Raw genomic sequence first — 11,549 nt, forward strand, 5'->3', positions numbered from 1 at the left:
GCAGCCAGTGGCAGGGATTCGAAGGTTATCAAAAGAACGTTAAACCGACTTGGAACAGGCGCTCCACATCGCGAATGCGGCGCTTGTCGATCACGAATAGAATCACGTGGTCGCCGCTCTCCACCATCACCTCGCCGTGGGCGATGATGACTTCCTTGCCGCGCACAATCGCACCGATGGTGGTGCCGTCGGGCAGGTCAATCTCGCGGATCGTGCGGCCGACCACCTTAGACGACTGCTTGTCGCCGTGGGCGATGGCTTCAATGGCCTCGGCGGCGCCCCGGCGCAGCGAGTGAACGTTGACAATATCGCCCCGGCGCACGTGGGTCAGCAGGCTGCCGATGGTCGCCTGTTGAGGGGAAATAGCGATATCGATCTCGCCGCCCTGCACTAAATCCACGTAAGCGGCGTTGTTAATCAGCGTCAGCACCTTCTTGGCGCCCAAGCGCTTGGCGAGCAGCGACGACATGATATTGACCTCGTCGTCGTTGGTCAGCGCGCAGAAGATATCGCACTCTTCGATATTCTCCTCTTCCAGCAAGCGCTTGCTGGTGGCACTGCCGTGGAGCACCACGGTGCGATCCAGCCGCTCAGACAGCGTGGTGCAGCGCTCCAGGCTGTGCTCGATGATCTTGACCTGATGGCTGTGCTCCAAATGCTCCGCCAGCCGCTCACCGATATTGCCACCCCCGGCGATCACCACCCGGCGAAAATCCCGCTCGACCCGGCGTAGCTCGCTCATCACCGCGCGAATATCCCGGCGGGCGGCGAGGAAGAACACTTCGTCGTCAGCCTCGATGACCGTATCACCACGGGGAATAATCGGTCGATTGCGGCGGTAGATCGCCGCCACGCGGGTATCCACGTTGGGCATATGGCGGCGCAGGAAAGCCAAGTCCTGGCCTACCAGCGGGCCGCCGTAAAACGCTTTCACCGCGACCAACTGTACCAGGCCACCGGCAAACTCCAGTACCTGCAGGGCACCAGGGTGCTCGATCAAGCGGCGCACGTGGTCGGTGACCACCTGCTCGGGGCTGATCAGCACATCAATGGGGATCGCTTCATGGGCGAACAGGCCTTTGCGGGTTAAGTACGCCGTGGCGCGTACCCGGGCAATTTTGGTCGGGGTGCGAAACAGCGTATGGGCGACCTGGCAGGCGATCATATTGATCTCGTCGCTGTTGGTGACGGCGATCAACATATCGGCGTCTTCGCAGCCTGCCTGGCGCAGCACAATGGGGTAGGAGCCCGCCCCGGTGACGGTGCGGATATCGAGCTTGGTGTGCAGGTCGCGCAGTTTTTTGGCGTCGGTGTCCACGACCGTAATGTCGTTCTCCTCGCGGGCGAGGTGTTCAGCCAGTGTGCCGCCGACCTGGCCGGCGCCGAGAATGATGATTTTCATTGCTGAGCATCGGTTCCATTAAAAGCGCCAGCGCGCGATGTTGTTGAGACCATACCCTAAGACCGGGACGGTCTATCATGCGCTGCAATAAAGACGGCGGCCAGTGTAAACCAGCCGCCGTCGAAAAGCAGGTGAGGATTATTCTAGCGTAAAGCCGACTTTAACCGTGACCTGCCAGTGGGCCACTTGGCCGTCTTCAATGTGGCCACGGGTATCGATTACTTCCAGCCAGCGCATGTGCTTAATAGTCTCTGAAGCCTTGGCCAGAGCGTTCTGTACCGCTTCCTCAATACCCTTCTCGGAAGAGCCGGTCAGTTCCACGTGCTTATAGGTATGATGACTCATAATATCTCCTTCCTTGTCATGAAATCACTGCCCCCGGCGTCAGTGGGCGCCTAGGCAGTGCGCTTTTCTAGTCTGGCATAAAAAAAGCCATCGTGACTGCCCTGGGCCGGAAACAGCTGGCGACCTGCGCCGTTGGCAATGCCCCAGGCAACGTCGTTAGGCGTGGTGACATGGGCGTCAGGGGTGCGGGCGAGAAACGCTTCAATCTGCTCACTGTTCTCTTCCGGCAGTACGGAGCAAGTTGCGTAAAGCAGTGTGCCGCCTTCGCGCAGCATCGGCCAGAGGTTATCTAGCAGCTGGCGTTGAAGCTTGGCCAGCGGGCGAATATCGTCTTTACGGCGCAGCTTTTTGATATCCGGGTGGCGGCGGATAACGCCGGTGCCAGAGCAAGGGGCGTCGAGCAGAATGGCATCGAACGGCGTGCCGCTCCACCAGTCGCGCTCGGTCGCATCGGCGTGCTCAAGCACCGCCTCAACGCCGAGGCGGCTGAGGGTGTCCTCCACCCGCGCCAGGCGCTGGTTGTCGCTATCGATAGCCGTTAGCGCAATATCAAACTGCTCGAGCAAGTGGGCCGTTTTACCACCTGGGGCGCAGCAGGCATCAAGCACACGGGCACCTGGACGCGGTGCCAGCGCGGGGCCTAGTAGTGCGGCAGAAAGCTGGGCGGCCTCATCCTGAACGCTAACATGGCCTTCTTCAAAGCCGGGCAGCGCGGTGACATCGCAGGGCGTTTCCAGGGTGATAGCGTCTGGGGCATGGGGGCATAAGTGGCCGTTCAACCCCTGTTCGGTGAGCATACCTAAATAGGCTTCACGGTCGTTGTAACGCTGATTCACCCTTAACGTCATAGGGCCAGCGTGATTGTTGGCTTCAACAATATCGCGCCACTGCTCTGGCCATGCCTGGCGCAGGGCGTTAAGCAGCCAGGGCGGATGCTCTAGCGCTACGCTCTCATCCCGGTCTACCTGGGCCTGGAGCGCCTCGGATTCGCGCTGTAGGCGCCGCAAGCAACCATTTAAGACGCGGGTGGCCCACTCCTTATTCAGTAAGCGCGCAGCGCCCGCTGTTTCACCTACCGCCGCGTGGGCAGGAATGCGCATGTAGAGCAGTTGGTAAATACCCAGTAGCAGCAGCGCCTGAACATCGCTATCGCGTTTTTTAAACGGCTGCTTAAGCAGCACACCCGCTAAGGCTTCCAGACGCGGTAAACGGCGGCAGGTGCCAAAACAGAGCTCCTTGAGCAGCCCGCGGTCGCGAGCCACCACGCTGTGCTCATCCAGCCCCGCCAGTGAGCCTTGGTCGCTGAGCACCGGGGCCAGCGCGCGAGCCGCCGCAGCGCGGACTTCCTGGCCACTGCCGCCACTTTGAGGGGAGCGCTTTTGGCTCATGGTGTGTCTCCTTCGCTGGCCTGAGCCGCTGGTTTACCAAGACGAGTGTCAAGATGAGCGCCAAGCCGTGTGCCGGTAGCCAGACGCGCGTGTCGTGCATTCAGTAAGTCACGCACGGCCATGGCTTTTCCGCCGGGCAACTGCGCGTTGGTCACGCACAGCACGTCGCGACCGCCGGTGCCGCAGGCAATGCGCAGGTGATCGTCGCCATGCTCAAGTAGCGTGCCGGGGGCGCAGGGAGGATGCTCGCCTTCCTCTACATTGGCCATTAGCAAACGTAGGCGATCATCGCCCAGCGCGCACCAGGCCACTGGCCAGGGGTTAAAGGCGCGAATTTTGCTGGCTAGCTGCTGCGCGGGCTGGTCAAAGTCGAGCTCGGCTTCCGCTTTGCTCAGCTTGGCGGCATAGGTAACGCCCTCTTCGGGCTGAGGCGTCGCATGCGCGGTGCCGGTGGCCAGAGCATCCAGCGTGTTGATCAGCGCATTGGCACCTTGAATGGCGAGACGGTCGTGCAAATCGCCGCCGGTGGTGCGTGTAGTAATCGGCGTGCGCACTTCTGTAAGCATTGCGCCGGTGTCCAGGCCAGCATCCATCTGCATGATGGTCACCCCCGATACGCTATCGCCCGCTTCGATCGCCCGCTGAATAGGGGCAGCGCCGCGCCAACGGGGCAGCAGCGAGGCGTGAACGTTAACGCAGCCTAAACGCGGTATATCCAATACGGCCTGGGGAAGCAGCAGCCCGTAGGCCACAACGACCATAATGTCGGCATTGAGCGCGGCCAGCTCTGCTTGAGCCTCGGGCTGTTTTAGCGTCTGGGGTTGATAGACAGGCAGGCTGTGTTCCAGAGCCAGCTGTTTGACCGGGCTGGGCGTTAGCTTACGGCCTCGACCAGCAGGGCGGTCGGGTTGGGTATACACCCCCACCACTTCGTGCTGGCTTTCCAGTAGCGCGGCAAGGCTAGAGGCGGCGAATTCAGGCGTGCCAGCAAAAATAACGCGCAATCGTGACATATAAAGAGGGCTACCTGGCTTGAATGAGAGAAGTGTTAGGCGTCCTGCATCTGCTTATGGCGTTTCTGCATTTTCTTGCGGATACGGTCACGTTTTAGCGGCGACAAGTAGTCAACAAACAGCACGCCCTCAAGGTGGTCGTACTCGTGCTGAATACAGTGTGCCAGCAGACCCTCTGCCTCTAACTCATAGGTCTCGCCATTACGATCCAGCGCGTTGAGTTGCACCTTAAGGTAGCGCGGCACTTCGGCGTAGTGCTCTGGAATCGACAGGCAGCCCTCCGAAAGCAGCTCTTTCTCGTCGCCAATCGGGGTATAGCGCGGGTTGATGAGCACCAGCGGCTGGGAGTTATCGTCGCTGACGTCCATGACGACTACGCGGCGATGGACATCGATCTGGGTCGCGGCTAGACCGATACCACGGGCGTCATACATGGTCTCCAGCATATCGTCGACGAGCTGGCGTACCTCATCGTCGACGGTTTCCACCGGAGCGGCCTTGGTGCGCAGGCGCTCATCGGGGAATTCAAGAATAGGAAGTTTGGCCATGGCGTTACAATCACCGTTATGCTGAGTCTAAATTAAGTCAAGCTAGGCAGTGACGGGCGTCTTCTAACCTAGGTACTTTATGATGGGTCACTATATCATGCTGTCAACGTTTCTGGGCATGGGCGCCTGATACGCGCAGGGTTTCAGCAGCAACACAATGACTGCGTTTATGCAGCGTTTCGACATGGAACTAAGAGTGACGCAACTAAGAGTGACGCATTTTATTGGGGAGAGCAGGATGGCGGCAAAACAACACCCCTATCGGGGGGCATTAAGTGGTTTGCTGCTGAGTGCAGTGATGCTGATGAGTATCGATGCCGACGCTTGGGAGCGTGATCAGGCAGTGATTAAACTCTCGCCGCAGGTGCGTACATTGCCCCATCGTGAAGCGATCGAGCCCATCGCCCTGGAGGAAGCCCAGGCCTTTTTACGCGAACACCGCGTTGTCGATGATGCCGAGGCGTTGCAGGGACTGGCTTACGTAGTGGCGGGAGACGATCGCCGCTTGATCAGCGGTGCGGGTGATCGGTTATACGTGCGTGGTGATGTGCCACGCTATGGTCAGCTGGGCATCTATCGGCAGTCGGAACCCTACCTGGCAATGGATGGCACGCCGCTGGGCTTAGAGTTGATCAGCGTTGGCATCGCTCGCCACATCAGCAGTGAAGGCGAGATTGCGCAGCTCGAAGTCGTTAGCTCTCATCAGGAAGTGCGAGTTAACGATATTATTTTACCGCTGGAGGAGCGCGAGCTGAGCCGTGAGTTTATGCCCCGCGCGCCGCTTAATGCCGTCGCAGGTCATGTTATTGCTGTGCCAGGTGGCGTGCGCTTTATTGGCCGTTTTCAGATCGTTGCGCTGGATCTCGGCACCCTGGATGGTTTGCAGGCGGGTCATGTGCTGCGAGTCAATCAGCAGGGTGAGCTGATCAACGACCCACGTACCCAGGAGCTAGTACAACTGCCCAGCACAGAGGCGGGGAGTGTGATGGTGTTCAAGCCCTATGATCGCGTCAGCTACGCCCTGGTAATGCAGGCATCGCGGGTGCTGGAAGTGGGCGATGAGGTTGCGTCAGCGACGAACTAACGGGCGGCACACAAAGACTTTAAAAGGAGGAAGTATGGACGCCCAGGCGTGGTTGGTGGTCAATGCGTTGCCGGGTATGGGCGCGCTGCGAATCGCGCAATTAATCGCCCGTCAGCCGCAGTGGCCGGAAGGCTGGCTGGCAGCACTGCCGAGCCGTGCTGCCAGCGAGTTGCGCCTGTGGCTTGAGCACCCCACCCGCAGCCCGTTGCAAAAAGTAATCGATGAAACCGAGGCGTGGCAGCAAAGCGGCCCAAGTCGCCACGTGCTGCATCGCGACCACCCCGCCTGGCCTGCACTGTTAAATGAGTTGCCCGACCCGCCCGTGGTGCTCTGGGCCCAGGGGGATCTTAGCGCTCTGGAGGGCCCCAAGCTTGCCATGGTAGGCACTCGTCGCCCCACCGGCGAAGGCACCCATAACGCCCAAACCTTCGCGCGCGACCTAGCCCGTCGCGGCTGGTGCGTGGTCAGCGGCATGGCGTTAGGGGTTGACGGCGTTGCCCAACGCGCAGCGCTAAATGCCGGCGGACGCACGATCGCCGTACTCGGCTGTGGTGTAGATGTGATCTATCCCGCCTCCCACCGTGATCTCCACGAGCAGCTTAGCCGCCTGCCCGGCGGCCTGCTGCTATCAGAACATCCACCAAGTACGCTGGCCCGCCCGGCGTTTTTCCCGCGGCGCAACCGGATCGTTACCGGCCTCTCGCTCGGTACCCTAGTGGTCGAAGCCACCGAAAAAAGCGGTTCGCTGGTCAGTGCGCGGCTCACCTTAGAGCAAAATCGCGAACTGTTTGTACTGCCCGGTTCGCTACACAACGTACAGGCCCGCGGCTGCTTGGCACTACTGCGTCAGGGCAGTGCCCACCTTGCCCTTAGCGTCGACGATATCATCGCCGATCTTGGTCACTGGGCGGAGGCGTTTATCCCGTCCGAAGACACCGTGCAGCAAACTTTACCGGCGACGGCGGAGAAACCACCCGCGCAAGAGCTATTGCCCGATTCCTTATTAGCGTCTTTATCCGCTACGCCAACGCCCATTGATCTCTTGGTACACGCCACCGGCGTGACGGTCAGCGACTGCCAGCAGCGCCTACTGATGCTCGAGTTAGAGGGCTGGGTCGCCCAGCAGGCGGGAGGCTGGGTGCGGCTGCCGCGGCCATGATAGGATAAAACGATTAAAGGCCTGTTAACCGTGAGGAGAGAGCATGAGTTTGGCGACCGATCTAGCCCCTGCGATTAGCGCGCTGCGTAGTGGGGGAGTGATTGCCTGTCCCACAGAAGCGGTTTGGGGACTTAGCTGTGACCCCGAAAACGACGCAGCCCTGGCCCATCTAATGCGCATGAAAGAGCGCGATCCTGCCAAGGGCGTCATCCTTGTTGCTGCCAATATTGGCCAGTTCCAACCCTGGTTGAGCCAGCTTCCGCTCGCGATGCACGCTCCCCTGGCGGCAAGCTGGCCGGGACCCAATACCTGGCTAGTGCCCGACTATGGCCGCAGTCATGGGCTGGTGCGTGGTGCCCATGAGCGCGTGGCGCTGCGGGTGACCGACCACCCGGTGATGAAAGCCCTGTGCGAAGCCTTTGGTGGCCCGTTGGTATCAACCTCGGCCAACCGTTCGGGGGAACCGCCTGCAATGAGCGCCGCTGAGATCACGGAAATCTTTGCTGATGAAGTGGCCCATGTGGTGCAGGGCGAGCTAGGTGGCAATGCCAAGCCCAGTACTATTAGAGACCTAGCCACCGGTAAAATCATGCGTTCTTAACCGGCTCTCCAGCTACTTACTATTCTCCACTCACTATTCTCTACTCACTATTCACCACCCAGGAGTTCCCGTGGCCCACGAGCACCTTGATGACGTTAAACGCTACCTTCTTGATCTGCAGGATCGGCTCTGCGCTGGATTGGCGAAAGCCGATGGGGCTGCCCAGTTCCAAGAAGATAGTTGGGAGCGTGCTGAGGGCGGCGGCGGCCGATCACGGGTAATGACCCATGGCGGCGTGTTTGAAAAGGGCGGCGTCAACTTCTCCCATGTCTATGGCACCCAACTGCCGCCTTCGGCCACCGCCGCACGCCCTGAACTGACCGGGCGCAGCTTCCACGCAGTGGGCGTTTCCTGGGTGCTGCACCCGGAAAACCCCCATGTACCCACCAGCCATGGCAACGTACGCTTCTTTATTGCCGAAAAAGTCGGCGAGCCGCCGGTTTGGTGGTTTGGCGGTGGCTTTGACTTAACGCCGTTTTATCCTGTGATGGAAGACGTGGTTCACTGGCACCAAGTGGCGAAAGCCGCCTGTGCACCCTTTGGCGACGATGTTTATGCGCGCTATAAAGCTTGGTGCGACGAGTACTTCTACCTCAAGCACCGCGATGAAACCCGCGGTGTCGGTGGGCTGTTTTTCGATGACCTGAACGAAGGTGAGTTTGCCGACTGTTTTGCCGTGCAACGGGCAGTGGGTGACAGCTTCTTAGCGGCTTATTTGCCCATCGTAGAACGGCGTAAAAACGACGCCTGGGGGGAGCGCGAGCGCGATTTCCAGCTCTACCGCCGTGGCCGCTACGTGGAGTTCAACCTGGTGTGGGATCGCGGTACGCTGTTTGGACTGCAGAGCGGCGGGCGCACGGAATCAATTTTGATGTCTATGCCGCCAATGGCGCGCTGGGAGTACGCCTTTGAGCCGGAGCCCGGTAGCGCCGAGGCGCGCTTGCAGGATTTCTTACACCCCCGCGACTGGCTCGGCGAATTCGCTGAGGATGCAGGTCAAACAAAAAGCGGAGAGCTCTCATGACTGATCGCTACTGCGTGTTTGGTAATCCGGTCAAACACTCTAAATCACCGCAGATCCACGCTGAGTTTGCCCATCAAACCCATCAAGCGCTTGAGTACACCGCTGAAGAAGTGCCGCTGGATGGCTTTGCCGCTGCTTGGCGTGCGTTTATCGACGCGGGGGGGCGTGGCGCCAATGTTACTGTGCCGTTCAAGGGCGATGCCTTTGCGTTGTGCGATACCCTGAGCCACCGCGCCCGTCGTTCAGGGGCGGTGAATACGCTGATCCTGGGGGGCAATGGTCGTACCTACGGCGATACCACCGATGGCATTGGCCTAGTGCGCGATTTGGCCTATCACCACGTGGCGTTAGCGGGAAAGCGTATTTTGGTGGTAGGCGCTGGCGGTGCCGTGCGCGGCATTCTCGAGCCCCTGCTTGCGGAGCAACCCAGCGAAATCGTTGTGGTTAATCGCACCGCCGCCAAAGCCGATCAACTGGCCAACGATTTTGCTGATCTGGGGCCTATTACTGGCGGCGGTTTTGACACTATTGACGGTACCTTTGATGTGGTGATTAACGGCACCAGCGCTAGCCTTTCAGGTGACTTACCGCCGCTACCTGATACGTTGTTTAATACCAACGCCTGGGCCTACGATATGATGTACGGGCCCGAGCCGACGGTATTTTTACAGTGGGCAGGCCCGCGTGGTGCGAAGTTGCTTGATGGCTTAGGCATGCTGGTCGAGCAGGCTGCCGAGTCGTTCTTTCTATGGCGCAATGTGCGCCCCGAAACCGCACCCGTGCGCGAAATGCTGCGCCAGTCGCTCAATTATTCATAGCCGAATCCAACCAACACAACTTAAAAAGCGGGGGCGGATACAGTATCCGCCCCCTCTTTTATTGATGCCGCTCCGCTAATAGCGTTTCACTTAGCGCGTTTAACGTACAAGCCCACCATACTCATTACCAGTCCCGCCACTGAGACCAGCATGCCGCCATTGACTAACAGCGGCGAGCGCTGCAGCCAGGAGACGAACGGTTGCTGAGTGTCGCTACAGACACTCTCGATATAGTCCCAATGGCCGCCATTAAGCTGGCACGCGCGAACGTCGTTGAGCTCCCAGAAATAGACGCCCATTAGTACAAACAGCGGCAGCACTAGCAGCAGTAAACCTAACTTGATCATCTAAACCTCAAGAGCCGTTAAGGGCGTGGGCAGTTGGGGGTGCGGCCATTGCTGCGTGCTTGTTCGTAGCGTGCCAGGGCACGATCCATATTGGCTTGCAGGCCTTCAATGCGCTGGCCTTGGCCAGGGTGAGTCGACATCCACTCGGGGGGCGCACCGCCGCCTGTGGCCGCCTGCATATTTTCCCAAAGGGTCACGCTCTCACGGGGATTGAAACCTGCTTGGGCCATAAGATCCAGGCCAATCACGTCAGCTTCGCTCTCATGAGCCCGGGAAAAAGGCAGTACGATGCCATACTGTGCGCCCATGCCGAGCACGCCCATGAGTTGCTGGCCACCGACAGACTGCATGCCCGAGGTGCTGGAAATTACCGACAGGCCTAACGAGGTAGCGCTCTCGGTTGAGGCACGCTCATTGGCATGGTTGGCCAGTACGTGACCAATTTCGTGGCCGATAACGGAAGCAAGCTGATCCTGATTTGTAGCAATATCCAGCATACCGGTATTCACGCCCATATAGCCGCCGGGAAGCGCGAAGGCGTTGGGTTGTTCGGACTCAAACACGCGGATTTGCCAATCTAGCTGTTGCTGCTGGGCGGGGAGCTCCGCCACGATGGCATCGGCAATACACTGGACATAGCGATGACTGGCTTGGCCGGCGGTAGGCAGTTTCTGCTGATATTGAGTGAACGCCTGGCGGCCCATCTCATTGAGTTCGCTATCGGAGAGCAACAGCAGTTGCGAGCGTCCGGTAGGCGAGGTGGAGCAAGCGGCGATGGAGGCGCATAGCGCGGTAATAGCAAGGGGGCGAAGCCAGCGCATGGGACGGTTTCCTTATAGACGAATGGGTTTCTTGGACACAAGATAACCGCTGATAGCAGTAAATCAATCCCCCATCATAACCCACCTAGAGGGTGAGTATGGATGCTGAATTAACCATCCTTCTCTGACCCAATGCTAGGCACCAGACGGTGGGCTGCAAGCTCCTAGAAATAAACCCTCAGCGCTGGGGTACTAACTGCCCATCCGCGCCTACATTGAGGCGAATGGTGGGCGTCAACAAACCGGCAGGTAACCGCATACCTAAACCGCGCAGATCGCCAGGCTTGATGGCCAGTTGACTGCCGGGTGGTAGCTCGCCTTGGGACGCCAACTGGCTGGCAAGCTCGAGCATGGGGGCCATGCGTTGGGTATCGGTGGCGAGGACATCAAAGGCTACCGGTAGGCGTAAATTGGCATCGTCACCGGAGGTCAGTGTGACATCCTGCTCATAGTTACCCTCTACAGGATCAACCCCAGGCATATCCAGCGCCCAGCGAAAGCCTGACATTTCCACTGGGGGCATACCCGCAGGTAAGCCCAGCCCCATGGCGATGGTGGCTTGTATAGGCAAGCTGCCGGCGCCAAGGCTGGAAGCAATCAGACTGGTTAGATCACTGGTGTCCAGCCCTGCATTAATGCTGTAAGGGCCAATGCGAACATCCTCGACCCCCAGAGAGGTCACCGCCAAACGAAACGCAAACAGGCCTGTTTGGGGAAGGGCGAGACAGCCCGTGAGTAGGCTGGCAACGCCAAATAGGGTAAGCCGTCGCCAGTAGCGAGCAATATAAAGCATAAGACTCCCCTTAAGTAGGGCGTAAATAGTGGGGTAATGGCGTCAAGTGTAAGGTGCTGATGCAAACTTACTAGGTTCGGGCTAACAAGCGCGGCTATTTGAGGGCTGAAGCCATTTTCTGTCAAGACAATTTGCGTGTTCAGGCGCCTATTGAAGGCTAGAAGCAAAAACGCCCGCTTGTCGGTGCAAACGGGCGAATTCAAATA

At 59.1% G+C, this 11,549-nt stretch carries 13 protein-coding genes; 5 read left to right on the forward strand and 8 right to left on the reverse strand.

The features are described from left to right. Positions 1 to 28 precede the first annotated feature (28 nt). From trkA to def, 5 genes are all read right to left on the reverse strand, one after another. The gene (gene trkA / locus QEN58_RS02860) at positions 29 to 1,402 is read right to left on the reverse strand and encodes a Trk system potassium transporter TrkA (protein ID WP_179916893.1); all 1,374 of its coding nucleotides are present in this window, start codon (positions 1,400 to 1,402) and stop codon (positions 29 to 31) included. A 138-nt stretch (positions 1,403 to 1,540) separates the two neighbouring features. Further along, the gene (locus QEN58_RS02865) at positions 1,541 to 1,747 is read right to left on the reverse strand and encodes a dodecin (RefSeq protein WP_179916892.1); all 207 of its coding nucleotides are present in this window, start codon (positions 1,745 to 1,747) and stop codon (positions 1,541 to 1,543) included. A 50-nt stretch (positions 1,748 to 1,797) separates the two neighbouring features. Continuing rightward, positions 1,798 to 3,135, reverse strand: a complete 1,338-nt coding sequence (rsmB, locus tag QEN58_RS02870; RefSeq protein ID WP_280105661.1) for a 16S rRNA (cytosine(967)-C(5))-methyltransferase RsmB — start codon at positions 3,133 to 3,135, stop codon at positions 1,798 to 1,800. After that, positions 3,132 to 4,148: a methionyl-tRNA formyltransferase gene (gene fmt, locus QEN58_RS02875; RefSeq protein ID WP_280105662.1), complete on the reverse strand. Its 1,017-nt coding sequence runs from the start codon at positions 4,146 to 4,148 to the stop codon at positions 3,132 to 3,134. Before fmt ends, rsmB begins: the two co-directional genes overlap by 4 nt. Before the next feature lie 35 nt (positions 4,149 to 4,183). Continuing rightward, positions 4,184 to 4,696, reverse strand: a complete 513-nt coding sequence (gene def / locus QEN58_RS02880) for a peptide deformylase (RefSeq protein WP_179916889.1) — start codon at positions 4,694 to 4,696, stop codon at positions 4,184 to 4,186. Between the two features lie 238 nt (positions 4,697 to 4,934). Here def and QEN58_RS02885 point away from each other — a divergent pair, with 238 nt between their 5' ends. From QEN58_RS02885 to aroE, 5 genes are all read left to right on the forward strand, one after another. After that, positions 4,935 to 5,780, forward strand: coding sequence for a peptidoglycan-binding protein (locus QEN58_RS02885; RefSeq protein WP_280105663.1), 846 nt, complete (start codon positions 4,935 to 4,937; stop codon positions 5,778 to 5,780). 34 nt (positions 5,781 to 5,814) lie between these two features. Then, positions 5,815 to 6,939, forward strand: coding sequence for a DNA-processing protein DprA (dprA, locus tag QEN58_RS02890; RefSeq protein ID WP_280105664.1), 1,125 nt, complete (start codon positions 5,815 to 5,817; stop codon positions 6,937 to 6,939). A gap of 43 nt (positions 6,940 to 6,982) precedes the next feature. Next, the gene (gene tsaC, locus QEN58_RS02895) at positions 6,983 to 7,540 is read left to right on the forward strand and encodes an L-threonylcarbamoyladenylate synthase type 1 TsaC (RefSeq protein WP_280105665.1); all 558 of its coding nucleotides are present in this window, start codon (positions 6,983 to 6,985) and stop codon (positions 7,538 to 7,540) included. A 70-nt stretch (positions 7,541 to 7,610) separates the two neighbouring features. Further along, the gene (gene hemF / locus QEN58_RS02900) at positions 7,611 to 8,564 is read left to right on the forward strand and encodes an oxygen-dependent coproporphyrinogen oxidase (protein WP_280105666.1); all 954 of its coding nucleotides are present in this window, start codon (positions 7,611 to 7,613) and stop codon (positions 8,562 to 8,564) included. Then, complete coding sequence (gene aroE / locus QEN58_RS02905; RefSeq protein ID WP_280105667.1) at positions 8,561 to 9,382, forward strand: shikimate dehydrogenase; 822 nt, start codon at positions 8,561 to 8,563, stop codon at positions 9,380 to 9,382. The genes hemF and aroE overlap by 4 nt, the downstream gene beginning before the upstream one ends. Positions 9,383 to 9,468: 86 nt before the next feature. Here the strand turns inward: aroE and QEN58_RS02910 are convergent, their stop codons facing one another. The 3 genes from QEN58_RS02910 to QEN58_RS02920 form a co-directional block, all read right to left on the reverse strand. Beyond that, a complete protein-coding gene (locus tag QEN58_RS02910) occupies positions 9,469 to 9,729 on the reverse strand; it encodes a hypothetical protein (protein WP_280105668.1) in 261 nt (86 codons plus the stop codon). A 17-nt stretch (positions 9,730 to 9,746) separates the two neighbouring features. Continuing rightward, positions 9,747 to 10,550 (reverse strand): M48 family metallopeptidase, encoded by an 804-nt coding sequence (locus QEN58_RS02915; RefSeq protein WP_280105669.1) that lies wholly within the window; start codon positions 10,548 to 10,550, stop codon positions 9,747 to 9,749. A gap of 178 nt (positions 10,551 to 10,728) precedes the next feature. Beyond that, the gene (locus QEN58_RS02920) at positions 10,729 to 11,343 is read right to left on the reverse strand and encodes a hypothetical protein (protein WP_280105670.1); all 615 of its coding nucleotides are present in this window, start codon (positions 11,341 to 11,343) and stop codon (positions 10,729 to 10,731) included. Positions 11,344 to 11,549 lie beyond the last annotated feature (206 nt).

The sequence above is a fragment of the Halomonas alkaliantarctica genome (assembly GCF_029854215.1).
Classification (GTDB): Bacteria; Pseudomonadota; Gammaproteobacteria; order Pseudomonadales; family Halomonadaceae; genus Vreelandella; species Vreelandella alkaliantarctica_A.